The 24437-nt window shown below is 63.5% G+C and carries 22 protein-coding genes, 1 tRNA gene and 2 pseudogenes; 17 read left to right on the top strand and 8 right to left on the bottom strand.

Annotated elements, in window-relative coordinates:
• Position 1: 1 nt before the first annotated feature.
• Complete coding sequence (locus IVA80_RS24345; RefSeq protein WP_247437072.1) at positions 2–1213, bottom strand: acyl-CoA dehydrogenase family protein; 1212 nt, start codon at positions 1211–1213, stop codon at positions 2–4.
• A gap of 577 nt (positions 1214–1790) precedes the next feature.
• On the opposite strand from IVA80_RS24345, the gene IVA80_RS24340 reads away from it, so the two are divergent.
• From IVA80_RS24340 to IVA80_RS38410, 4 genes are read left to right on the top strand one after another with little or no spacing between them, the layout of a single operon-like run.
• Positions 1791–2519, top strand: coding sequence for an outer membrane beta-barrel protein (locus tag IVA80_RS24340; protein WP_247436351.1), 729 nt, complete (start codon positions 1791–1793; stop codon positions 2517–2519).
• A 51-nt stretch (positions 2520–2570) separates the two neighbouring features.
• On the top strand, positions 2571–3098 hold the full coding sequence (locus IVA80_RS24335; RefSeq protein WP_247436348.1) for a porin: 528 nt from the start codon (positions 2571–2573) through the stop codon (positions 3096–3098).
• 53 nt (positions 3099–3151) lie between these two features.
• Entirely contained in the window at positions 3152–3907 is a 756-nt protein-coding gene (locus tag IVA80_RS24330; RefSeq protein WP_247436346.1) for an outer membrane protein, read from the top strand.
• Between the two features lie 43 nt (positions 3908–3950).
• Positions 3951–4472: a porin gene (locus tag IVA80_RS38410; RefSeq protein WP_256467521.1), complete on the top strand. Its 522-nt coding sequence runs from the start codon at positions 3951–3953 to the stop codon at positions 4470–4472.
• A 91-nt stretch (positions 4473–4563) separates the two neighbouring features.
• Here the strand turns inward: IVA80_RS38410 and IVA80_RS24320 are convergent, their stop codons facing one another.
• Together IVA80_RS24320 and IVA80_RS24315 are read right to left on the bottom strand one after the other, a co-directional pair.
• A complete protein-coding gene (locus IVA80_RS24320; protein WP_247436344.1) occupies positions 4564–4662 on the bottom strand; it encodes a DUF2961 domain-containing protein in 99 nt (32 codons plus the stop codon).
• Between the two features lie 97 nt (positions 4663–4759).
• Positions 4760–6385 (bottom strand): long-chain fatty acid--CoA ligase, encoded by a 1626-nt coding sequence (locus IVA80_RS24315; protein WP_247436342.1) that lies wholly within the window; start codon positions 6383–6385, stop codon positions 4760–4762.
• A gap of 177 nt (positions 6386–6562) precedes the next feature.
• Here IVA80_RS24315 and IVA80_RS24310 point away from each other — a divergent pair, with 177 nt between their 5' ends.
• The 6 genes and pseudogenes from IVA80_RS24310 to IVA80_RS24285 all read left to right on the top strand — a co-directional run.
• Positions 6563–8416 (top strand): NAD(P)/FAD-dependent oxidoreductase, encoded by a 1854-nt coding sequence (locus IVA80_RS24310; RefSeq protein ID WP_247436340.1) that lies wholly within the window; start codon positions 6563–6565, stop codon positions 8414–8416.
• A 38-nt stretch (positions 8417–8454) separates the two neighbouring features.
• Positions 8455–9273: a lytic murein transglycosylase gene (locus IVA80_RS24305; protein WP_247436338.1), complete on the top strand. Its 819-nt coding sequence runs from the start codon at positions 8455–8457 to the stop codon at positions 9271–9273.
• Between the two features lie 105 nt (positions 9274–9378).
• Positions 9379–9600 (top strand): hypothetical protein, encoded by a 222-nt coding sequence (locus IVA80_RS24300; RefSeq protein WP_247436335.1) that lies wholly within the window; start codon positions 9379–9381, stop codon positions 9598–9600.
• Positions 9601–9612: 12 nt separating this feature from the next.
• A complete protein-coding gene (locus tag IVA80_RS24295; RefSeq protein ID WP_247436333.1) occupies positions 9613–10035 on the top strand; it encodes a hypothetical protein in 423 nt (140 codons plus the stop codon).
• Positions 10036–10692: 657 nt separating this feature from the next.
• Positions 10693–11139 carry a MaoC family dehydratase gene (locus tag IVA80_RS24290; RefSeq protein ID WP_247437071.1) on the top strand — a complete coding sequence of 149 codons (447 nt, stop codon included), beginning with the start codon at positions 10693–10695 and terminating at the stop codon, positions 11137–11139.
• A gap of 62 nt (positions 11140–11201) precedes the next feature.
• Positions 11202–11462 (top strand): annotated as a pseudogene (locus IVA80_RS24285) (hypothetical protein); the annotation flags it as partial.
• Positions 11463–11616: 154 nt separating this feature from the next.
• On the opposite strand, the gene IVA80_RS24280 reads toward IVA80_RS24285, so the two are convergent.
• Positions 11617–14805, bottom strand: a complete 3189-nt coding sequence (locus tag IVA80_RS24280) for a multidrug efflux RND transporter permease subunit (RefSeq protein WP_247436329.1) — start codon at positions 14803–14805, stop codon at positions 11617–11619.
• A 155-nt stretch (positions 14806–14960) separates the two neighbouring features.
• The gene (locus IVA80_RS24275; RefSeq protein WP_247436327.1) at positions 14961–16217 is read right to left on the bottom strand and encodes an efflux RND transporter periplasmic adaptor subunit; all 1257 of its coding nucleotides are present in this window, start codon (positions 16215–16217) and stop codon (positions 14961–14963) included.
• Between the two features lie 201 nt (positions 16218–16418).
• On the opposite strand from IVA80_RS24275, the gene IVA80_RS24270 reads away from it, so the two are divergent.
• Entirely contained in the window at positions 16419–17024 is a 606-nt protein-coding gene (locus IVA80_RS24270; protein WP_247436325.1) for a TetR/AcrR family transcriptional regulator, read from the top strand.
• 16 nt (positions 17025–17040) lie between these two features.
• Here IVA80_RS24270 and IVA80_RS24265 read toward each other — a convergent pair.
• Positions 17041–17498 (bottom strand): annotated as a pseudogene (locus IVA80_RS24265) (amidase family protein); the annotation flags it as partial.
• A 187-nt stretch (positions 17499–17685) separates the two neighbouring features.
• Here IVA80_RS24265 and IVA80_RS24260 point away from each other — a divergent pair.
• From IVA80_RS24260 to IVA80_RS24245, 5 genes are all read left to right on the top strand, one after another.
• Complete coding sequence (locus IVA80_RS24260) at positions 17686–18888, top strand: hypothetical protein (RefSeq protein ID WP_247436322.1); 1203 nt, start codon at positions 17686–17688, stop codon at positions 18886–18888.
• A gap of 456 nt (positions 18889–19344) precedes the next feature.
• Complete coding sequence (locus IVA80_RS38405; protein WP_256467514.1) at positions 19345–19476, top strand: hypothetical protein; 132 nt, start codon at positions 19345–19347, stop codon at positions 19474–19476.
• A complete protein-coding gene (gene guaD, locus IVA80_RS24255; RefSeq protein WP_247436320.1) occupies positions 19473–20870 on the top strand; it encodes a guanine deaminase in 1398 nt (465 codons plus the stop codon). Before IVA80_RS38405 ends, guaD begins: the two co-directional genes overlap by 4 nt.
• Before the next feature lie 14 nt (positions 20871–20884).
• On the top strand, positions 20885–21868 hold the full coding sequence (locus tag IVA80_RS24250) for an antibiotic biosynthesis monooxygenase (RefSeq protein ID WP_247436318.1): 984 nt from the start codon (positions 20885–20887) through the stop codon (positions 21866–21868).
• A 19-nt stretch (positions 21869–21887) separates the two neighbouring features.
• A complete protein-coding gene (locus IVA80_RS24245) occupies positions 21888–22790 on the top strand; it encodes a ribonuclease Z (protein WP_247436315.1) in 903 nt (300 codons plus the stop codon).
• A 212-nt stretch (positions 22791–23002) separates the two neighbouring features.
• On the opposite strand, the gene IVA80_RS24240 is transcribed toward IVA80_RS24245, so the two are convergent.
• The gene (locus IVA80_RS24240; protein WP_247436313.1) at positions 23003–23245 is read right to left on the bottom strand and encodes a hypothetical protein; all 243 of its coding nucleotides are present in this window, start codon (positions 23243–23245) and stop codon (positions 23003–23005) included.
• 61 nt (positions 23246–23306) lie between these two features.
• Between IVA80_RS24240 and IVA80_RS24235 the strand changes: the two genes are divergently transcribed.
• Positions 23307–23380 (top strand) — tRNA-Gln (locus IVA80_RS24235).
• 53 nt (positions 23381–23433) lie between these two features.
• Here IVA80_RS24235 and IVA80_RS24230 read toward each other — a convergent pair.
• Entirely contained in the window at positions 23434–24339 is a 906-nt protein-coding gene (locus tag IVA80_RS24230) for a caspase family protein (protein WP_247436310.1), read from the bottom strand.
• Between the last annotated feature and the right edge of the window lie 98 nt (positions 24340–24437).

Raw genomic sequence — 24437 nt, 5'->3', positions numbered from 1 at the left:
CTCAAGTGTTCGAATACTTCTTCAGCTCGAACCTTGCGATCTGGTTCCTGTGAACCTCGTCAGGTCCATCTGCGAGCCGTAGCAGCCGTGCGGTCGCATAAGCCTGCGTCAATCCAAAGTCGTTCGATGTGCCGCCGCCGCCATGGGCCTGGATGGCCCAGTCGATGATCTGGCAGGCCATGTTGGGCACGGCGACCTTGATCATCGCGATCTCGGCTTTCGCGACCTTGTTGCCGACCGTGTCCATCGCGTAGGCGGCGTTGAGCGTCAGCAGCCGGGCCTGCTCGATCATGATGCGGGCTTCCGCGATGCGCTCCTGCGTCACCGTCTGCTCCGAGACCGGCTTGCCGAAGGCGACGCGGCTGCGCACCCGGCGGCATATCTTTTCCAGCGTGCGTTCGGCAAGGCCGATCAGCCGCATGCAATGGTGGATTCGGCCGGGCCCGAGGCGGCCCTGCGCGATCTCGAAGCCACGGCCTTCGCCGAGCAGCATGTTTTCCTTGGGCACTCGCACGTTGGCGAAGACGACTTCCGAGGCGCGGTCGGGCACGCCGTAGAAGCCGAACACGGGCAGGGCACGTTTGACCTCAATGCCGGGGCTGTCCATCGGCACCAGGATCATGGATTGCTGCTTGTGCCGGTCGGGATTATCAGGATCGGTCTTGCCCATGAAGATGCAGATCTTGCAGCGCGGGTCGGTCGCGTTGGTCGTGTACCATTTGCGCCCATTGATGACGTAATGGTCGCCGTCGCGCACGATCGAGCTTTCGATGTTGGTCGCGTCAGATGACGCGACGGCCGGCTCGGTCATGGCGAAGCAGGAGCGGATTTCGCCTGCGAGCAGCGGCTTCAGCCAGCGCTCCTTGTCCTTCTCCGTGCCGTAGCGCTCCAGCACCTCCATGTTGCCGGTGTCGGGCGCCGAGCAGTTGAACACTTCGGGCGCCAGATGCGAGTGGCCCATGACTTCGCAGAGCGGGGCATATTCGAGATTGGTGAGACCGGCGCCGTGGCTCGACTCCGGCAGGAACAGATTCCAGAGACCTTCGGCGCGCGCCAGCGGCTTCAGCTCCTCGACGACGGGATAGACCTTCCACGGCCCGAGCTCCTCCGCTTCGCGGTAGAACCGCTCCTCGTTCGGGTAGATGTGCCGGTCCATGAAGCTTTCGAGCTTGCGCTTGAGCGCGACGACTTTGGGCGACATCGGGTAGAGCATGTGGGCCTCCTGTGGATCGATCAGCGCCTGCGTTCGGGGAGCAGGCTGGATTCGAATCGCGCCGACGATCGCGCGGCACGGCGCTGCATCCTCATCAGCTGACCAGCCGTAACTTGGGTCAGGGCCGACATGGTGCGCTACGATGTGAACGGTCATTCACGCGCTGTCTTGCGTCATGCAGCGATTGAGAAGCGAGCAGGACAATAACAAGCAACAAACCGCAACTGTTGCTCACACGATACTGGCAATTCAAAGCGGTGTGCCTAAGATCGGCCTCAATTAAAACGGGGGCTGAAATCATGACAATACAAGGGGACTTCGGAAGCGCATCCTTGCGGATCGCTCGCCCCTAGTTCGCCAATCGACAGGCCGCGGAGCGCATTGTCCTAGATTGCGCCCGGGCTCTTCCAGCAACCAGGAACGTCTGTCCGTCGATCCGCAGCGAGCGTGATCGCCGGTCCCGTGCGTTCAAAAACGAGCAGGAGCTTAATCCCAAAGCTGCGACTTGGAACGCAACTTAAAATAGCTATGCAGAAATAAATCAACTTGAACCCTAGATAAGGAAATGGACATCGACATGCCCACACATTCAGGACGTTTCGTAACTCGCCGCCGTGGACTCGCAGCCGCAATTGCAGCGGCGAGCGCGGCATTCACTTCACCTGCTCTTGCCGGCGGTCCGCTGCCTGCACCAATTGTCTCCTGGACCGGCTTCTACGCCGGCGTCCACGGCGGCTGGGGATGGGGCCGGTCGGAGTTTCGCGACCCCAACAACAGCCCCGCCAACAATCCGTTCCTTGCCTATTACAACGGGCCGCTCGCCGGCGGACAGCTCGGCTACAACTGGCAGCAGGGCAACTACGTCCTCGGCGCCGAGATCGACGGCTCCTGGTCTTTCGTGAAGGGCAACACCAGCACCTCGCCCCTCATCACGGCGAGCACCAACAACGGCGTCGGCTACACCGGGCTCGCGACCGCGACGGGGCGCGTCGGCTACGCATCGGGCCAATGGCTCGCCTACGCGAAGGGCGGCGCCGCCTATGCCCGCATGGAGCTCTCGTCGAGGTTCACGGCTGAGCTCACCAACTACAACCGGGAACTGTTCGGTGCGGTCGGCGGCGTCGGCCTGGAAGTGGCCTTCTTGCGCAACGTCTCCGCCAAGATCGAATACAACGCGATCTTTTTCCCGACCGAAACGCTCCACTGGGTGAGCCCGGACACGACGTCTGAAATCAAGCATTTCGTCCAGGTGGTGAAGGCCGGCATCAACGTGCGCTTCAACGGCGACGGCGGCCTCCCGCGCTAATTTCCCGTCACATCGAAACAGCATTCAACAGCAATTTTCGGAGATAACATCATGTCCACCACATCCATGAATCGCCGCGCCGCACGGACGATCGCCGCAGCCGTCACCGCCGGCCTCACTGCCATGATCGCCGCACGGGGCCATGCCGCTCCGGTCGAGTACGTCAAGGTCTGCTCGTTGTACGGCGCCGGCTTCTACTACATTCCAGGCACCGACACCTGCACGAACGCCAACCAGGCCGTGACGAACCAGTTCGACCTCGCGCGTGCGCAGACCCGCGCTTCGACTGGCACGGCGATGGCTGCGTCGCTCGTCGCGCCGTGGCTTCCGACCGGCACGAACTACGCGGTCTCGACCCACTGGGCGACCTATGACGGCCAGCACGCAGCAGGCTTCTCCGGCCTGGTGCGGATCTCGGGCAATTTCGTGTTTTCGGGCGGCTTCTCGCTCGGTCTGGACAAGGGAAGCCTCACGTCCAACTCGAACCGGACGCAGACGGAATTCGGCACGGCGATCCCGGCGCAATCGTGGAGTGACGTCCGTGGCCTCGGCCGCGCCGGCTTCATGTACGCCTGGTGAAGCACGCGATCCTCGCTCCGAAAATTCATTCTGACATTTTGAAAGATCATCCCATGACATTCTCCATCCTGCGATCGGCGCGCCGTTTCCTCTCCTGCGCTGCTGCTGCCACGCCGCTTCTCGCGACCATCTCGCTCACCGCCACCTCTGCGATTGCAGCCGATATGACTGTGAAGGCTCCGGTCGTCGCTCCGGTGCCGCTCTGGAACGGCTTCTACATCGGTGTTCACGGCGGCTATGGCGTCGGAAGCAGTCGGATCGTCGACCCGAGCTTCGCTTTCGCGCAGGATCGCTTCACGATGGATACGCGCGGCGCGATCGCAGGTGCGCAGGTCGGCGGCAACTGGCAGTTCGACAACCTCGTGGTCGGCGCCGAGCTCGATCTCTCCTGGGCGTCGATCAAGGGCAGCAGAGCCAGTGACCCCGCGAACATCTTGTCAGGCCTGGCCGTGGCGTATCACGCGCTGGCGACGGGCACCGGCCGCGTCGGTTACGCATTCGACGGCTTGCTGGCTTACGTCAAGGGCGGCGTTGCGTGGGCCAATGTCGACTACCAGGCCTTTACCGGCACGCCTTTCCCGGTCGACATAAATCACCAGCGAACCGGTTTGATCGGCGGCGTGGGTCTTGAATACGCGCTGACGAACAATCTCTCGGCGCGCGCGGAATACAACTACCTGTATTTCGGTCCGGCTGCGATCGCACTGACGACACGGATCAGCACCCAGAACGTCGATCACGACCTGCACCTTTTGAAGCTCGGCGTGAACTACCGCTTCAACGGCGATGCCATCGTTGCTCGGTACTGAGCAGCGCCACCGTCATTGATGGGAGACAACCATGTGGAAGCAAATGAAGGCGGCACGATGCGCTTTCGGACGTCACCTGCGCGCGATTCTCGCGGCCGCGGCCCTGGTTCTGGCGATCCCGACGCCGGGCCATGCTGCGGTCGAGTACGAAAAGGTCTGCTCAATCTACGGTGCCGGCTTTTTCTACATACCGGGGACCGACACCTGTACGAACGCGCAGCAGGCCGTGCAGAGCCAGTTCGATCTTGCACGCCAGGTAACCCGTGCAGCGACCGGAACGGCGATGGCAACTTCGCTTGTCAATCCGTTCTTGCCCGCCGGGACCAACTACGCGATCTCGACGCACTGGGCGGTGTTCGACGGCCAGCATGCCGCCGGTGTCGTTGGAATGATCAGGATCCAGGGAAACCTGTCACTGACCATGGGCATCGCGTTCGGTCTCGATCGCGGCAGCTTGACGTCGACGTCTAACCGGACAGCGACGGAGAGTGGCGTGGCGCTCCCGGCGCAGTCGTGGAGCGACGTGCGGACACTTGGGCGAGTCGGTCTCCAGTATTCCTGGTAGGCCGGCGCTGAAGAGCCGTAACGCGAACGCCACCCGGACGATTGAGATGACGTCCGGGTGGCGCTGCTCCTGCGAGCGCAGGGAAGGGCGGCTAGCCGATTTCGAGATAGTCCGGATCGGGCAGCTCCGGGAACGGCGCGGTCGGAAGCGTCTGATACCAGAACGCGACCGAGGCAATGTCGTCCTGCAACGGAAGATACTTTGCCTCCTTGATGCCGGGCAGCCAGCCCAGCGCCAAAGATGAAGACGATGACGCACGGAAAGGGTCCGCGCGATCGCGCGTCAGGTCATGCGACGCGGTATTCCCTGAATTTTTCGCGCAGCGCCGATTTGAGCACCTTGCCGGTGCCGGTCATCGGGAATTCCTCCAAAAATTCGACGGCATCCGGCATCCACCAGCTCGCGATCTTCGGGCGCATGTGGTCGAGCAAGGTCTTGCCGTCGACGGTCGCGCCCTTCTTGCGGACGACGAGGAGCAGGGGGCGCTCCTGCCATTTCTCGTGATTGATCGCGACCACCGCGGCCTGAAGCACATCGGGGTGGGACAAGGCGACGTCCTCGAGCTGGATCGAGGAGATCCACTCGCCGCCGGACTTGATCACGTCCTTGGAGCGGTCGGTGAGCGTGACGTGGCCTTGCGGGTCGATCACGGCCATGTCGCCGGTGATGAGCCAGCCGTCACGGTCGAGGCCTTCGTCGAGCTTCATGTAGCCGGAGGCGACCCACGGGCCACGCGCGCGCAAATGACCGACGGTCTTGCCGTCGCGCGGCAGCTCGTTGCCGCCATCGTCGACGATGCGCAAAGATGTGCCGAAGCAAGCGCGGCCGGACACCTGGCGCCGATCGAATTTCTCCTTGTCGCAGAGATGCTCGGAGCCCGGCCGCAGGCCCGGCATCGAGCAGCCCAGCGCCTCGGTCATGCCCCAGGCCTGGATATAGTCGATGTCATACTCGCGCTTGAGCTTCTCGACCATCGCGCGCGGCGGCGCCGAGCCCGACGACAACGTCGCGCGCAGGGTCGAGAATGTGTTGCCGGTGCGCCCCAGCCAGTCGAGCAGGATCAGCCAGAAGCTCGGCACGCCTGCCGACAGCGTCACCTTCTCGCCTTCGAGCAGCTCATAGAGCTTGTCGGGCTCGTAGTTGCGGCCGGGCAGCACCAGCTTCGAACCAGTGTAGGGCGCCGTGAACGGCATGTTCCAGCCATTGCCGTGAAAGAGGGGCGCCATCGGCATCATGACCTCGCGTACGCCTTCGACATGTCCCGGCAGGAAGTCGAAGCTGGAGCACGTCATGGTCTGCAAGATCGCTGCGCGGTGCGAATAGATCACGCCCTTCGGATTGCCCGTCGTGCCGGAGGTATAGCAGATGGTGGAGGCGGATTTCTCGTCGAACTCCGGCCAGGCGAAGCCGGCATCGTTCTCCGTCTCCAGCAGCTCCTCGTAGCAATAGACTTTCGCAAGCTTCGTCTCGGGCATCCGCTCGCGCGAGGACATCACGACGTAGGCCTCGATGGCCTTGAGCTGCGGCGCGATCGCCTCGACGAGCGGCAGCGTGGCGCGGTCGATGAACAGCAGCCGGTCTTCGGCATGGTTGATGATGTAGGCGAGCTGCTCGGGAAACAATCGCGGATTGATGGTGTGCAGCACGTAGCCCATGCCCGGCGCGGCATAGAACATCTCGAAATGACGATGCGTATTCCAGGCCAGCGTGCCGACGCGGTCGCCCGGCATCATGCCGAGCCGCTTCAAGGCCAGTGCCATGCGCTTGATGCGCGGATGGGCATCCGCATAGGTGTAGCGGTGGATGTCGCCCTCGATCTCGCGCGCGACGATCTCGGCTTCGCCGTGATAGTCGGCGGCATACTGGATCAGGCCGCTGATCAGGAGCGGCATGTCCATCATCAATCCCTGCATGGTCTCCTCCAGATCGCCACGTTATTGCATGGCGTACGCTTGTGATTTGCGCGCGAGGTTAGCGGAACGTCACGCGGCGTTCACGCAAAAAACGGCAGGCACGATTGCATGCGTCACTTTTTCGGGGCTAACTGACGCGAGCTGCCGGCGAAGCAGCGTTCGCCGTGGAGGACATGGATGTCAGCGGAAAGACACAAGACCGGTGCAGCCGGCGAAGCTAAGGTCGACATTGATGCACTCCGTGCGCGCTATCGCGACGAGCGCGACCGCCGCCTGCGCACCGAAGGCAAGGCGCAATATGTCGAGGTGGCCGGCGATTTCGGCCGCTACCTCGACGATCCCTGGGCCGATCCCGGATTTGCACGCGCCCCTGTCGGCGAACAGGCCGAAGTGCTCATCGTCGGCGGCGGCTTCGGCGGTCTGCTCTGCGGCGCGCGATTGCGCGAAGCTGGCATCGATGATTTTCGCATCGTGGAAAAGGCCGCCGATTTCGGCGGCACCTGGTACTGGAATCGATACCCTGGTGCCGCCTGCGATACTGAGAGCTACATCTATCTGCCGCTGCTGGAAGAGACCGGCTACATGCCGGTGCGGAAGTATGCGCGGGCGCCGGAGATCTACGAACATTCCCGCCGGATCGGCCGGCACTTCGGCCTCTATGAGCGCGCGCTGTTTCAGACCGTCATCTCGCGCATGGAGTGGCAGGAGCAGGAGGCGCGCTGGCTGGTCGAGACTGATCGCGGCGATCGCATTCGCGCGCGCTTCGTCATCCTGGCCGGTGGCCCGCTGAGCCGTCCGAAGCTGCCGGGCATTCCCGGCATCGAGAGCTTCAAAGGCCACAGCTTCCACACCAGCCGCTGGGATTATGGCTATACCGGCGGCACATCTGAAGGCGGTCTCACGCGTCTTGCCGACAAGCGCGTCGGCATTATCGGCACGGGCGCAACTGCCGTGCAATGCGTGCCGCATCTCGGCCGCTCGGCGAAAGAGCTCTACGTCTTCCAGCGCACGCCATCGGCGATCGGCGTGCGCGACGATCGTCCGACGGACGCAAGCTGGGCGCAGAGCCTCAAGCGCGGTTGGCAGCGCGAGCGCATGGACAATTTCACCGCAGTGATCTCCGGCGAGCCATTCGAACAGGATCTGGTGCAGGACGGCTGGACCGGCCTGCTTGGCGAGATCCTGCTGGCGCCGCGCCGCCAACCCCAGCCGGTGACCTCGATGGAGGAGGCGCTGAAGGTCATCGAGCAGGCCGACTACCGCAAGATGGAAGAGATCCGCGCGCGCGTGGACGCCGTCGTGAAGGACGAAGCAGCCGCGGCGGCGCTCAAACCCTGGTACAAGGCGTTCTGCAAGCGACCGTGCTTCCACGACGAATATCTCGACACTTTCAATCGTCCCAACGTGCATCTCGTCGATACCAGGGGGCAGGGCGTCGAGCGCATTACCGAGAACGCCGTCGTGGTCGACGGCAAGGCCTATGAGCTCGACTGCCTGATCCATGCCAGCGGCTTCGAGGTCGGCACCGATTACGCCCGCCGCATGGGCTTCGAGGTCTACGGTCGCGATGGCGTGAGCCTGTCGGAGCGATGGCGCGATGGCGTCAAGACGCTGCATGGCTTCTATAGCCGCGGCTTCCCGAATTGCTTCCTGATTGTCACGGTGCAGGCCGGCCAGAGCGCCAATTTTCCGCACATCATCGACGAGCAGTCGCAGCACATCGCCCATGTGATCGCCGAGGCGCGCAAGCGTAAAGCACGGTCGCTGGAGCCGACGCTCGCCGCCGAGAACGCCTGGGTCGACGAGGTCGTCAAGGCCGCGCTCGGCCGTCAGACCTATCTGGCCGAATGCACGCCGGGCTACTACAACAATGAAGGCGTGTTCGATCCGATCGCGGCAAGAAACAGCCAGTACTGGCGCGGACCGGTGGCGTTTCTGCGGCTGCTCGACAAATGGCGCAAGGAGGGCAATCTGGATGGCCTGGAATTGTCATATGATCCTGCCATGGAGTCGGCGCCTTCTCCCGGGTAAGCTCGGGGCATCGAATTGCCGCGAAACGGGAGGAAGAGATGATCAGGGGCAAGGGTGTTGCGGGAGCGCTTTTTGGCGCGGTGGCGCTGCTCGGGTGTCTGGCGCCTGCCGCCCACGCCGCGCAATGCGGCAGCTCGCCGGCGGGTTTTGAAGCCTGGAAGCGCGAGTTCAGCGCGGAGGCGCAGGGCAAGGGCGTCGGCCAGGCCGCGCTCTCGGCGCTGATGCAGACCAATTACGCCAGTGCCACGATCGCAGCCGACCGCGGCCAGCGCAGTTTTTCGCTGACGCTCGACCAATTCCTCGCCAAGCGCGGCGCCACCACCATCGTCGCCAAGGGGCGGCAGCTCAAGCAGTCGCAGGCTGCCCTGTTCGCGTCGATCCAGCAGCGCTATGGCGTCCCGCCTGGCCCGCTGATCGCGATCTGGGGCATGGAGACCGGTTTCGGCAGCCAGCGCGGCAACCAGAACATGCTGTCGTCGATCGCGACCCTCGCCTATGACTGCCGCCGTCCCGAATTCTTCACCGACCAGCTTTATGCGGCCCTGAAGCTGATCGACCGCGGCACGCTGTCGGGATCAACCCGCGGCTCCATGCATGGCGAGGTCGGCCAGACCCAGTTCATGCCCAAGAATATCCTGGCCTATGGCACCGGCAATCTCGAGGTTGCCGCCAATGCGCTGAACTCGACGGCGAATTTCCTGAAAGCTCATGGCTGGCGCGCAGGAGCCGGTTACCAGCCGGGCGAACCGAATTTTGCCGCGATCGAAGGCTGGAATGCCGCTGGCGTCTATCAGAAGGCGATTGCCCTGATGGGACGGCAGATCGACGAGGGAGGCGGGGCGGCTGCATCGCGTTGAGGCCGCGTGAGGCTCGGCCGCACAGGAGAAAGTTTTGGAATTGAGGAACTGACGGCACGAGGATTGCTTTGACCGGGGGCAGGGCTGGGCATGAGGAGACGCAACATGGCTACCCAGATCGTGATGGACCAGACTGGCGACACCCGCCACGAATTTGATCCTGACAATGCCGTAGCGCTGGCGCAGGCCGAACAGCGCTTTCGTGAGCTGACCGGTGCCGGCTTCACCGCCGCCTATCGAACCGGACCCGGTGAAGTCACCCGTATCAAGTCATTCGATCCGACCGCGCAGGAAACGCTGTTTTATCCTCGCCTGGTCGGCGGTTGATCTGAGCTGCTCATGATCGCGGCAGTTTGGCTCCGCGCGCCGGCGCGTGCGCGTCTGCATGCGCTGCGCGAACTCTATCGGCGCTTCTTCGGCGAGAACACGCCGGATGCCCGCGGCCGCCGGCTCTTGGCCGAATGGCTGTCGTCGGCGCAGCGCGCGCAATTCGAGCAGTATCGGCATTTCGATGTCATCGGCTGTGATACCGGCAAGACCTATCGCATCCACTATGGCACCGCCGCCAATGTCCATGAAATCGACGGCGAAGGGCGTGCGACGATGGGCTGGTGCTTCGTCCCGTCAGGCTTTCTCGTGCCCGGCGACGTGATGCTGGCGCAGAAGATCGCGATCGAGACTGACGAGAAGGCAGCGCTCGCGCTCGCCAACCGGTTTCCGCCGGCAACGCATTCAGATCACTTCTACCGGCGCCCGTTCTAGCGCCGGAGGATCCGGACGGGCCTCACTATTCACCTCTCCGTTCGGGAGGCAGGCAATCGCATAATGGGCGGCAATCTCGCCTGCAGCCATCCTTCGAGACGCCCGCCTACGGCGGGCCCTCAGGATGAGATCGCTTTTTGCGGCGAGATGTCAGACGCTCGTGGTGAGGAGCCCGCCAAAGCGGGCGTCTCGAACCATGCAGGCCGAGCACGCCGGCAAGCTCTCAGCTGCCAAATGCGATAACCCTGCCTCGGGAGAGGTGAGGCGAAGCCCCGCGACGACTTCCCGTTAGTGCGTTGTCCGATAGGCGTCCAGCGCATGCGCCGCAAAGACACCGATGCTGCAAAGGGCGAGGAGGCCTGAGATCAGCTCGATCATAGCTCATCCTCCCGCAGTGGCTGGGAGACGAGATTTTGGCAGCAGGCATAGTCCAGGATGATGTCGAGGAAGAATTGCATGGTGACCGTCCCTGTATGATTTTGACAACTAGATAACCGGCCATCTGTTTCAGGCGTGTTTCGTCGTTTTGGGAAACGGGTTTCGCGGGGAACCCCGGGGCTGGCCTTGTGCACCGCAGAGCCGCTAAACCCTGCTCCTGCTCAGTCCCTTCAGCCGCGGCTTTCGGGCGGGCGGCAAATCATGTTGCGAGGCAAAATCATGGCGCAGATCGAGTGGTTCGACGATCTCACCGTCGGAATGCGGTTCAAATCGCCCGAGCTGCAAGTCACCGAGGCCGATATCAAGCGCTTCGCCGCCGAGTTCGATCCGCAGCCGATGCATCTCGACCATGAGGCCGCCAAGCAGACCCTGTTCAACGGCCTGGCGGCGTCGGGATGGCACACCGCCGCGATCGCCATGAACCTCGCGATCCAGACCCGCCCGTTTGGCCCGCATCCGTTGATCGGCGCGGGCGTCGACGGCCTGCGCTGGACCATCCCGGTGCGGCCCGATGACAGGCTGCATCTGGTCGGGCAGGTCATGAGCCTGACGCCGTCGAAGTCGAAGCCGCAGGGCATCGCGCTGGTGAAATGGACGATGTTCAACCAGAACGGCGAGGAGGTTTACACCTTCACCCCGATCGCCATTGTCCCCAGGCGGGTGTAAGGCCGGCGCCGTCACCATCGGTCTTGGTCAACCTCCTCAAGCCCTTGCGGGCGGCCGGGCGAGAGTGGGGCAAGGTCGGCGAGATCCTCCGGGCTGATGTCGGCACCGATGACGCCGACATCATGAAGAAGGCGAAATGGGAGGTCATGGACAAGACCTCGGTGCGCGGCATCTTCGAGTTCGACCAGTCGGACCGGCTGTCCAAGGCCAAGCGCCTCTCGCTTGATTTCGAGGACGATGACGACGACAGCATCGAGATGCAGATCCCGCGCGCCGGCGAAGCGCTCGCCGCGCTGAAGTTCTGCGAGGAGAACCGGAAGTAAATTGCCGATGACCGCTGTCTGGCAGCAGCGCGCGAGCGCGTGACACAAAGCATACAGTCCGCGCGCTGTTCGCGGCCGAGCAGACCATCGGCGTGACCGATATCATGCCTCATGCCGTGCTCGTTCTGTTGCTGCTCTCGGGGATTTCCCTGATCTAGTGACCGACAGTCTGGGCCGGCGCCGCGCTGGTATCGCTGCCGTGATGCGTCAGCGGCTTCATGCCGGTGACGGTCCGCAGCAGCACGTAGAACACCGGCGTCAGGAACAGGCCGAACACCGTGACGCCGATCATGCCGGAGAATACGGCGACACCCATGGCGCGCCGCATCTCGGAGCCGGCGCCGGTCGAGAGCACCAGCGGCAGGACGCCCATGATGAACGCCATCGACGTCATCAGGATCGGACGCAGCCGCAGCCGGCTCGCCTCGATCGCGGCCCGGATCGGCGTACGCCCCGCGAATTCGAGCTCGCGCGCGAATTCGACGATCAGGATCGCGTTCTTGGCGGAGAGTCCGACGAGAACGATAAGTCCGATCTGGGTGAAGACGTTGTTGTCGCCCTTCGAGATCCAGACGCCGAACATTGCAGCCAACAGACCCATCGGCACGATCATGATGATCGAGAGCGGCAGCGTCAGGCTCTCATAGAGCGCGGCCAGCACCAGGAACACCAGCAGGATCGCCAGCGGGAACACCCAGAGGCCGGAATTGCCGGCGATGAACTCCTGATAGGTCAGGTCGGTCCATTCAAAGGCAAAGCCGGGCGGCAGCACTTCCGCCGCGATTCGCGTCGCGACTTCCTGCGCCTGGCCGGAAGAGAATCCGGGCGCGGCGGCCGCATTGATGTCGGAAGACAGGAAGCCGTTGTAGCGGATCGCACGCTCCGGACCCGCGCTCTGGCGGATCGTGAGCAGCGCCGATAGCGGCACCATGTCGCCGGAGGATGAGCGCACCTTCAACTGCCGGATGTCGTCGGCCCGTGCGCGGAACGGTGCGTCGGCCTGGACATAGACGGAGTAGGTGCGGCCAAACTTGTTGAAATCGTTGACGTAGTACGAGCCGAGATAGATCTGGAGCGTGTTGAACACCTCCGTCACGGGCACCCCGAGCTGGAGCGCCTTGGTGCGGTCGATGTCGGCGAAGAGCTGCGGCACGTTGACCTGGAAGCTCGAAAACACGCCGGCGATCTCCGGCGCCTTCTGCATCGCCGCCATGAACGCCTTGGTCGCCTCGTTCAGTGCTTCATAACCGAGGCCGGCACGATCCTCGATCTGCAGCTTGAAGCCGCCGATGGTGCCGAGGCCGTTGACCGGCGGCGGCGGGAACATGGCGATGAAGGCTTCCTGGATCCCCGAGTATTTCTTGTTGAGGTCGGCCGCGATGGCGTTTCCGCTCAGTGCCGGACCCTTGCGCTCGTCGAATGGCTTCAACGTCGAGAACACGATGCCGGCATTGGATGAATTGGTGAAGCCGGCGATCGACAGACCTGGAAAAGCGACCGAACTCTCGACACCGGGTTGGGTCAGCGCGATATCGCTCATCTTGCGGATCACCTCTTCCGTGCGATCAAGCGCGGCACCATCGGGCAGCCGCGAGAAGCCGACCAGGTACTGCTTGTCCTGGCCCGGCACGAAGCCGCTCGGCACCTGCTGGAACAGGAAGCCGGTAAGGCCGACCAGGACTACATAGAGCCCCATCACCGCGGCTTTGCCTGATATCACCTTGGTGACGGTGCCGCTGTAGTTATCCGAGGAGCGTGTGAAGGCCTTGTTGAATCCGCGAAAGAACCAGCCAAGGCTCCTTTCCATGATGAGCGTCAGCCGGTCCTTCGGCTCGTTATGTCCCTTGAGCAGCAAGGCCGACAGCGCCGGCGACAGCGTCAGCGAGTTGACGGCCGAGATCACGGTCGAGATCGCGATCGTCAGCGCGAACTGCTTGTAGAACTGCCCGGTGAGGCCGGAGATGAAGGCGAGCGGCACGAACACCGCGATCAGCACCATCGCGATCGCGATGATCGGCCCCGACACCTCGCGCATGGCCTGATAGGTGGCATCGCGCGGCGACAGGCCGCCCTCGATGTTGCGCTCGACGTTCTCGACCACGACGATGGCGTCGTCGACGACGATGCCGATCGCGAGCACCAGGCCGAACAGGCTGAGCGCGTTGATGGAGAAGCCGAACAGGTGCATCACCGCAAACGTGCCGACGATCGAGACCGGCACGGCCAGCAGCGGAATGATCGAGGCGCGCCAGGTCTGGAGGAACAGGATCACGACCAGCACCACCAGCGCGATCGCTTCCAGCAGCGTATGGATCACAGCCTCGATCGAGGAGCGCACGAACTGGGTGGGATCGTAGACGATCTGGTAGGACACGCCCTCCGGCATGTTCTTCTTGATCTCGGCCATGGTGGCGCGAACGTGGTCGGAGATCTCCAGCGCGTTGGAGCCCGGCGCCTGGAAGATCGGGATCGCCACCGCCTGCTTGTTGTCGAGCAGCGAGCGCAGGCCGTATTCGGACGCCCCGAGTTCGATGCGCGCGACGTCGCGCAGCCGCACCACCTCGCCACGCGTGCCGGTCTTGACGACGATGTCGCCGAACTGCTCCTCGTTCGCAAGCCGCCCTTCCGCATTGACGGACATTTGCAGGTCGATGCCCCTGACGTTCGGTGAGGAGCCGACGACGCCGGCGGCGGCTTCGACGTTCTGCGCCTGGATCGACTTGACGATGTCGCTTGCGGTCAGGCCATGCTCGGCGGCCTTTTGCGGATCGACCCAGACCCGCATCGAATAGTCGCCGGCGCCGTAGAGCTGGACGTCTCCGACGCCGTCGATGCGCGCAAGCCTGTCCTTGACGTTGAGCACGGCATAATTGCGCAAATACGTCATGCCGTAGCGGTTGTTCGGCGACAACAGGTGCACGACCATGGTGAGGTCGGGCGAGGACTTCTTGGTGGTGATACCGAGCTGGCGCACCACGGCCGGCAGGCGCGGCTCGGCCTGCTGCACGCGGTTTTGCACCAGCTGCGTCGCCTTGTCCGGGTCGGTGCCGAGCCGGAACGTCACCGTCAGCGTCATTGCGCCATCGGTGGTCGCCTGGCTCGACATGTACAGCATGTTCTCGACGCCGTTGATCTGCTCCTCGATCGGTGTCGCCACCGTCTCGGCGATCACTTTGGGATTGGCGCCGGGATAGGTCGCGCGCACCAGCACCGATGGCGGCACGACGTCGGGATATTCGGAGATCGGCATCGCAAACAGCGAGATCAGGCCCGCGAGAAAGATCAGGACGGACAGTACGCCGGCGAAAATCGGACGGTCGATAAAGAATTTTGAAAGATTCATGGCTTGCCCCTGCGCAATTTCTTGCGAGTCTTCGGCGACTCCGCCGTCATTCCGGGGCGCGTGCGAACCCGGAATTCGGAGGTGAAGTGATCGGAGTTTTCGAACTTCGAGAGTCCGCGGCGCGCTGCCCGCGCGCCCCGGAATGACGGAGAACGCTAGCGCTGCACGACGTCCTGGTTGCTGTGGTTGGAGGCCTGTTGCGGCCCGCGCGCACCCATCGCGGCGACCTCGGTCTTGAGGAGGGCGCCGGGACGCACGCGCTGGAGACCGTTGACGATGATGCGGTCGCCGGGCTTCAGCCCCGCGGTGACGATGCGCAAGCCATCGACGGCGCCGCCGAGCGAAATCGGCCGGTAGACCGCGCGGCTGTCGTCGCCGACCCCCATCACGAACTTCTTGTCCTGATCGGTGCCGATCGCGCGCTCGTCGATCATGACCAGGCTCTGCTGCTTCGGCTGGCCCATGCGCACGCGGGCGAACTGGCCGGGGATGAGACGCCCGTCTTCGTTCTGGAACACCGCGCGGACGCGGATGGTGCCGCTCTGGCCGTTGACCTGGTTGTCGATGAGCTGGATGTGGCCCTTCGCCGAGAGCCCGCCGGAGGTCGTCATTTCCACCGGGATCTGGTCGAGATTGCCTCGCTTGCCGGAGGCATCCGCGATCGAGTTCAGAGCGCGCAGCACCACCTCTTCGTCCGCATCGAAGGAGGCGTAGATCGGATTGACCGAGACCAGTGAGGTCAGCACCGGAGAAGCGGTGCCGGCGGCGACGAGATTGCCGACAGTGATTTCGATCTTGCCGACGCGACCGTCGACCGGCGCACGCACCTCGGTGTAGTCGAGATTGAGCTTTGCGGTCTGGAGCGTCGCCTCGGCCGCCTTCACGTTGGCAATGGCCTCGCGGTTGGCGTTGTCGCGCTGGTCGTAGTCCCGCCGCGTGACCACGGCATTGCCGACGAGTTGCGCGCCGCGCTCCAGCTCGCTCTGGGTGAACACGACGCGCGCTTTCGCCGCTTCGAGCTGCGCGTTCGCCTTGTCGACTTCCGCCGCGTAAGGCGCCGGGTCGATCTTGAAAAGTACATCGCCGGCCTTCACCAGCGCGCCTTCGGTGAAGTTGGTCGACATGATCGCGCCTGCGACGCGCGGGCGAAGCTCGACACGATTGATGGCCTCCAGCCGGCCGGAGAAATCGTCCCACAGCACGGTCTGCCGCGGCTCGATCATCGCGACGGTGACGGAGACGGCCTGCTCAGCAGCGGCGGCCGTTGCGGTGGCCTGCGCTGCACGGAAGTAGTGGCCGGTTGCGATCAAGCCGGCCACCGCGAGGGCGCCCACGATGGCGACGCCGCCGAGAAGGCGGCGGAAACGGCCGGTGCGGCGAATATGTTGGGCAGAATTTTGGGAGGGATGCATTTGCGCGCTCCAGATATGTAGTGTTCACTACAGATGTGGAGCTGGATGCCGCAGTGCAAGATACTTATGTACCATTCACTAAGAAAATTGTAGCCGCCTACCGCAAGAATTGGAAGGCGGAAGAGAAAATAAAGCGAGAACAAATAGATAGGGTCAGGCGTTAAATAGAGGGACGACGCCGATTCCGAGGAGAACAGGCACATGGGCATGGGACGCCCCCGCGAATTCGACGCCGAAACGGCGTTGGACCAGGCGATGGAAGTGTTTTGGCGCCATGGTTATGAGGGCGCCACGATCGCCCAGCTCACCGAGGCCATGGGCATCAATCCCCCGAGCCTGTACGCCTGCTTCGGTAACAAGGAAGGTCTGCTGAAGGCCGCGCTCGATCGCTACACCAAGCTGCGCGGCGTCTGGATGGACGAAGTGGTCACTGCACCAACCGCCCGCGACGTCGCCGAGCGGATGCTGATGGGCATCGCCGACAAGCAGACCGATCCCGCCAATCCACCCGGCTGCCTGCTCGTGCAGGGCGGCATCGCCTGCGGCACCGGCTCGGAGAATGTCCCCTTCGAGCTCGCCACCCGCCGCGCTGAGAACGAGGACCAGCTCCGCGACCGCTTCATCCGCGCCAAGGCCGAAGGCGATCTCAAGCCGAGTGCCGATCCTGCGGCCCTGGCGCGCTACGTCTCGGCCGTCGCGGTCGGCATGGGCGTGATGGCGTCTTCGGGCGCGGATCGTGAAGCGCTGCGGCAGGTGGCGAGCGTGGCCATGCACGCGGTCGAGGCGCAGTCGATTGAGAGAACGTGATGGGCAGCCGGCTCCGTCATCTCGCGGATTGCATTGCAGAGAGTGACGGCGGCGGGACGAAGAACTCGCGTTCGAGCAGCTTGGCGAGGGCAACCGTCGTGCGGTCCTTGAGATAAGGCCCGATGATCTGCACACCAATTGGCAAACCCGAAGGTGTGCGGTCGATCGGAACGGCGGTCGCAGGCAGTCCGCAGGTCGATGCGGGGTCTGCCAGATGACACAAGCATCGGCATAGGGGTATGCCTTGCCGTCGATGTCCAGTTGCCGCGCGTCGAACGGCTGTGGTCGTCGGGCGCCAATGCAGCGGCAAGTCCTTGCGCCCAAGTCTTTGCGCCCAAGTCCTTGCGCCTCTGCGAGGGCGGTGGGTGTCAGGCGCGGACTTCGCGCTGCGTTCAATAGCTTCATGTAGAGCCGCGTGGATTCAGCGAGATCAGGCAGCGACGTGCTTGAGTGCGCGACCCATGCGCCAGATTGCGGAGGCGATCTCCACGATTGCCGCCGCGGTTCCATGCATGCAATCAAACTCTCTCCCGAATTCCTGCAAATCTCTGCCATCTACCAAAGGTAGATTTCTCCCGGTGAAGCGGGGTTCAACAACACGTCTTGCAAAAAATTCTGCCGGCGTCAGCCCCGCTTCCGACAATGAACTGGGAGTTACGCCATGCAACATCTGCCCAACGACACCATCGACGTTCTGCTCGACCAGTTTGGTCAAATCGAAACCGTCTACGGAGATCCGAGCTTTCCGACCACCACGGACGCCTGGGGCGGCAACGACACCGTGACCGCAACCATCAGCCAGCCCGAAGCAGAGGTCACGATCTTCGGCGACGACAACACGACGCTGCACGGCCAGTCCCACGGCGGCAACGACACGCTCACGGTCAATTTCAACTATGGCTGGAACGCCGCCCTCGTGGTCGGCGATGCCCAGGCGATGACCGACAATGCCCGGGGCGGCAACGACACGATCGATGTCGAGAACCGCTCGATGTACACCAGCGTGCATGCTTTCGGCGATGTCGCCGGCGACATATCGGGCAGTTCGCACGGCGGCAGTGACACCATCATCGGCGCGGTGGGCTGGAGAGACTACGACAATGTGTACGCCGGCGATGCCGGCGGTTCCATGAGCGGCACGGCGCAGGGCGGCAATGACACGCTCGACATCAGTCTGATCACCCGGGAGGGCTCAGCGACAATCAGCGGCGACGCCATCGGTTCCGTGGAGGGCGATGCGCATGGCGGCAACGACAACCTCACCTTGATCATGAGCGGTGAGAACGTCTGGGCCGGCGCCTCGCTGTCGGGAGATTCCTCTACGTCCCTGACCGATAACGCCCAGGGCGGCGACGACATCCTCACCGTCAAGATCAGCACCCAGTACACCGACGATGCGTCCGATGTGCTGTTCGGCGACGCTCCGAACATGTCCGGCAATGCACATGGCGGCAACGATATCCTCACCGGCGGAGCGGCCACCGACCGTCTGTATGGTGATGCGGCGGTCTATAACCCCGCGACGCCGGGCTCGATCACCGGCGGCAGGGATATCCTCAACGGCGGCGCCGGCAGTGACGAGCTTTCGGGCGGAGGAAACAGCGACAGCTTCGTCTTCAACACCGGCTCCGGCAATGACCTCATCACCGACTTCGATCAGGGAAACAAGGCGGTCGGCAGCACCGTGACCGAGCACGACCTGATCAATGTGCACGACTACGGGTTTGCGGACTGGACGGCGCTCTCGAGCTTGATCAGCGACAATACCGCCGGCGATGCCGTGATTCATCTGTCGGCGAGCGACACCATCACGCTCGACGGTGTTCACGCGGGGAGCCTGCACCCGACCGACTTCCTCATCTGAGCGAGTTGCTCTGGGAGCAACCATCTCGCCCCGCCTACAGCGGGGCGAGATCTGCCCGCCGTTCGGGGCGGGATGTGGTCGCCGTCAGCGATGCCTTCCGAACGGTTAATGGCGTCGGTGCGACCAGCGAATTCAAAATCGGCGATGATGCAATCCTGCGCCTGTTTTGCCCGACGTGTCAAACGTGCTCGCTCGCAGGCACCGCGCCATGCGGCGCGAAATTCTTCAATGATTTCTACTTTGCATGGGGTTGTTTTCGCGTTTTTTGCGGAAAGCGCCTCCTGGGAGCGAGGACCGGAGCATCAGCCGCCAGAATCCGTATCGATACCGGACCTCCTAAGAGTTTTTATACACAGTTCTGGCACGCTCCCGCGCGTCAAAACCCGCAACCCGCAGCGCCGCGCTCCGCACGCGCACGAAAAGACGGGGCCCGCGGGCGTCGAGGGGGCGTTACCTATGGCTGCACTTGCTTCGGACGCCGGTCGCGCGAAGCGGCGGATCGTGCCGATCCTGCTGTGCGTCGTGCCGTTCAGCCATATCCCGCTCGATGCCTATACGCCGGGCCTTCTGGAAGGAACCAAATCATGACCACCGTCGGTATTCGCGGCACCTTCTTCGACTTCGTCGATGATCCCTGGAAGCACGTCGGTAACGAGCAGGCCGCTGCGCGCTTTCATCAGGATGGTCTCATGGTCGTCACCGACGGCGTTATCAAGGCGTTCGGTCCCTGCGAGACGATCGCCGCCGCGCATCCCGACGTTCAGGTCACCCATATCAAGGACCGCATCATCGTTCCGGGCTTCATCGACGGCCACATCCATCTGCCGCAGACCCGGGTGCTCGGCGCCTATGGCGAGCAGCTCTTGCCGTGGCTCCAGATGTGGATCTACCCGGAAGAACTCAAATACCGGGATCGCAATTATGCGCGCGAGGGCGTCAAGCACTTCCTCGACGCATTGCTCGCCTCCGGCACCACCACGTGCCAGGCGTTCACGAGCTCCTCGCCGGTCTCGACCGAGGAGCTGTTCGACGAGGCTGCCCGCCGCAACATGCGCGTGATCGCGGGCCTCACCGGCATCGATCGCAACGCGCCGGCCGACTATGTCGACACGCCCGAGAATTTCTATCGCGACAGCAAGCGGCTGATCGCGCAGTACCACAATCAGGGCCGCAACCTCTACGCCATCACGCCGCGCTTCGCCTTCGGTGCCTCGCCGGAGCTGCTCAAGGCGTGTCAGCGCCTCAAGCACGAGCATCCGGACTGCTGGGTCAACACCCATATCTCCGAGAACCCGGCCGAATGCAGTGGCGTGCTCGCCGAGCACCCGGACTGCCAGGACTATCTCGGCGTCTACGAGAAGTTCGGCCTGGTCGGTCCGAAATTCTCCGGCGGCCATGCCGTCTATCTCTCGAACAGCGAATTCCGCCGCATGTCGAAGAGCGGCGCGGCGGTGGTGTTCTGTCCGTGCTCGAACCTGTTCCTCGGCAGCGGCCTGTTCCGCCTCGGCCGCGCCACCGATCCGGAGCATCGCGTGAAGATGTCGTTCGGCACCGACGTCGGCGGCGGCAACCGCTTCTCGATGATCTCCGTGCTCGACGACGCTTACAAGGTCGGCATGTGCAACAACACGCTGCTCGACGGCAGCATCGATCCGGTGCGCAAGGATCTCGCCGAGGCCGAGCGCAACAAGCTCTCGCCCTATCGCGCCTTCTGGTCGATCACGCTCGGCGGTGCCGAAGGCCTCTACATCGACGACAAGCTCGGCAATTTCGAGCCTGGCAAGGAGGCCGATTTCGTCGCACTCGATCCGAACGGCGGGCAAGCCGCGCAGCCCTGGCACCAGTCGCTGATCGCCGATGGCGGCGGGCCGCGCACGATCGACGAAGCCGCGAGCATGCTGTTTGCCGTCATGATGGTCGGCGACGATCGCTGCGTCGACGAGACCTGGGTGATGGGCAAGCGTCTCTACAAGAAGAGCTGAGGCGGACGGCCGCGATGAGTGCATCTCCTGATACGGCCGGCCAGCCGGTCGCCCTCGTCATCCAGCGCCGCATCGCCGACGATGGCTTTGCTGCGTTCGCGCGGTGGAACGGCGAGGTCGGCGAGGTCCTCAAGGCGTGGCCCGGATTCCTGGGGCAGGAGGTGGTGCCGCCGCAACCGCCGGCGCATGTGGACTGGGTGACCATCCTGCGTTTCGCGAGCCCGGCCGCGGCGCGCGCCTGGCTTCAGAGCGATGTGCGGGCGCGCTTGGTCGCGGACGTGCAGTGCTTCTTCGTCGGTTCGGAGGACGTCCATATCCTCCCGGACACCGGCGTTCAGCGCGACAGCGCGGTCTCGGCCGTCATCTCTTTCAAAGTGCCCGACGGGCTTGAGGATGCATTCCTCAGATGGCAGCAGCGCATCCAGGCCACGGAAGCCGAGTTCAAGGGATTCTTGCGTCACAAGATCGAGCGGCCGATTCCGGGCCTGCATGACGAATGGATCATCATCCTGTCGTTCGACTGCGATGCCAACCTCAATGCATGGCTCGGCTCGCCGTTGCGGCAGACGCTGCTCAGGGAGGGCGAGCGCTTCAACGCCGGCATGAGCGTGAAGCGGGCAAGCTACGGCTTCAATTTTTGGTTCCCGGCGGGTAAGGTCCAGGCTCCGGAGCAGGGGCCAAACCTGATCTGGAAGAGCAATCTTATCGTTCTCCTGGTGCTCTATCCCGTGGTCTATCTCTGGAGCTATTTCGTCAGCGCGCCGCTGATCGAAAGCCACGGCGTGCCGCTCTGGCTGTCGCTGTTCGTCGGCAATCTCGTGAGCACCCAGCTGCTCGGCTGGTGGCTGGTGCCCGCCGCCTTCAGGGCGCTCGACTGGTGGATGACGCCGAAGGCAGCGCTCGGCCGCCAGATCGCGGGATACGCACTCCTTGCCGGGCTCTATGCCGGATCGATGGGCCTGTACGCGCTGCTGCTCGCGTGGCATGGGGGACGGTGAGGCTTGGACACCGACGACCATGTTCGCCCTGACATTTCTTGGGACCTCGGCAAGCGTTCCGTCGGCGGAACGCAACCATCCGGCGCTCCTGGTGGAGGCGGCGGGCAAGCGTATCCTGGTTGATTGCGGCGAGGGCACGCAGCGCCAGTTGCTGCGCAGTGGCGCCGGCTTCCGGCGGCTCGACCGCATCCTGCTAACGCACGGTCACCTCGATCACGTGCTCGGCATCCCCGGTCTCTTTTCGACGTTGGGCTTGCGGCAGAACTCCGATGTGATGACCGTTCATGCAGGCCCGGATACGCTCGACATCGTCATCCGCATGCTTGGAGGCCTGTGGGGCGCGGGCACGGCTCCGATTGCGGTGGAGTTCGCCCCGCTGACCGAGGGGCAGGTCATTGATGCCGGTGAATTCACTATCGACTGCTTTCCGGTCCGCCACCGCGACACCAACAGCTTTGGCTTCTCTTTCCAAAGTCCGGCACGTCGCCATCTTCGGCCGGAGCGCCTCGCTGAGCTTGGTGTCCCAGACGGGCCGATGCGCGGAGAGCTGGCTGCGGGACGGCCGGTCGTGATCGCCGACCAAACGATCGATCCCGAAGATGTTTTGGGGCCGCCGAGCGGCGGCAGGAAGCTTGTGGTGATTGGCGACACCGAAACCACCGATGGTCTGTCCAGACATGTCGCTGACGCCGACATGCTGGTGATCGAGGCGACGTTCCTCGATCGCGACGCGTCGACCGCGCGGGGGTACGGCCATCTCACCGCGGCAGAGGCGGCCTCATTTGCGGCTGCAAACGCCGTGCAGCAGCTCGTCCTGATCCATATGTCGGGACGCTATCGGGACGACGAGATATCGGCCGAAGCGACAAAGGTGTTTCCGAATACGCGGATCGCTGCTGACTTCGACCGCATCGTGATCTAGGTGTGGTCTTTCAGGACCGCCTCGGCAATGCCTGGTCGCGGAAGGTGGGCATGTCCATGCGCATTGCGTCGACGGTAACGCTCAATCCGCGGATCACAACACCCTGGGTCGGCGTTGCCAGCATGCGACGGGCAGGTGTGGGAGCGTCCTCCGGCGCCGGACATTCCCGATCCGCTGAAACTGCTCTATGCGCACCGACCTGAGCTGGTCACTCAGGTTATGGGCAGGCCGGTGTCCACAAGCTCCATTTCCTCTATTCGGAAGCCGATGGGTCCGCCGATCAGATCGACGACGCAGCCCAGGCCTAAAGCCAGGCATCTTCGGCTGCAGGCATCAGCGAACTGGATCGGGCGGTGCCTGCGGCAGCTGGTGAGCAGGCCCGTGCGCCGCAGTGCTTGCCAGCAAAAGGCCGAGCGGGTAGAACCCTGCCACGCCTGAGCCGTGATTTGCGCCAAAACGCCTTCCGGCCGCAGCCAAACAAATCAGTAAGACGTTGAATTTGTTTGGCTATTCCGTTGGGGAATGGTGTAACGGTAGCACAACAGACTCTGACTCTGTTTGTCTAGGTTCGAATCCTAGTTCCCCAGCCAATTCCGGGCGACGTCCATAGATGAATATGCTGGCCCGGCGCGCCGCCTTGGCGCTAGCCTGGTTTGCTTCGAGCCGGCTTCTTCTTCGCCTTCTTCGCCGCTGTTGTCTGTTTCTTCGCTGCGGTTTTCTTCTTGGCGTCTTTCAGGGTGAAGGGGCGCGCCGCCATGAAGGCCGGATTGCCGGCGCCCACCAGCGACAGTTTTGGCGACTGGTCCGGCGGCATCTTGCTGGCGATGGCGGTATGAAGGCGGCGGTAGGATCCCTTGAACGTCCCCCCGTTCCAGACCGTCTTCAGCGTTCCGGTGAACAGGCCGTTGAATGTGCCGTCCTGCGAGAGCTGGTTGTCCTGGCAGTCGGAGATCAGCAGCACCGAAGCCTTGACGTTGCCGAGGGCCTCGGACAAATCGCGCCGCTTCAGGATCGGATCATAGATCTTCCTGTTGCTCTGATAGACGCGCAGCGCCACCTCGTCCGGCATGGCGCGATAGACGGTGCCGGGGGCGGTGCGTGTCCTGGCCTGATAATGCAGGGCCTTGCTCACGCTGCCGCTATGGCAGCTGTCGGATAGCAGCAGGATGCGCACGCCGGCCGCAAATGCACCCCATGACGAATACAGCTCGTCGTCGACCAGCTCGCCGTCGTAGAGGCACCAGGTCTCGTCCTTGCCATCGGGCTCGTCGCCGTTGAGGTCTGGCAGCTGACCGCCGTGCCCCGAATAGGTCAGGAAGAACATGTCGCCCGATTTGAGGGTCTTGGCCGCGTGGGCGATGCCGCCCAGGACGACCGCGCGCGTCGCCTTGCGGGTGAGGAGCTTGGTCGGCGCAAAGCCGCTTGTGTGGGCGAGGTCCGCCATGTCGTTGGCGTCGGCCTCGCAGGCGTTGAGGGGGCCGCTCCAGCCTTCGTAATGCTGCGGATCGACCGAGTTCAACCCGATGTGCAGGGACATGCCTGTCGCCATGATCACTTCTCCAAAGCCTGATCGCTCTATGCCTAAGTCCTGCTATCTCTTCCTTTTCGTCCTCTTCGCTGCCCGCCCCTGCTTGCTGCTGGTCTTGC

Source organism: Bradyrhizobium sp. 139 (genome assembly GCF_023074175.1).
Classification (GTDB): domain Bacteria; phylum Pseudomonadota; class Alphaproteobacteria; order Rhizobiales; family Xanthobacteraceae; genus Bradyrhizobium.
This window is presented reverse-complemented; position numbering and strand designations above follow the sequence as displayed.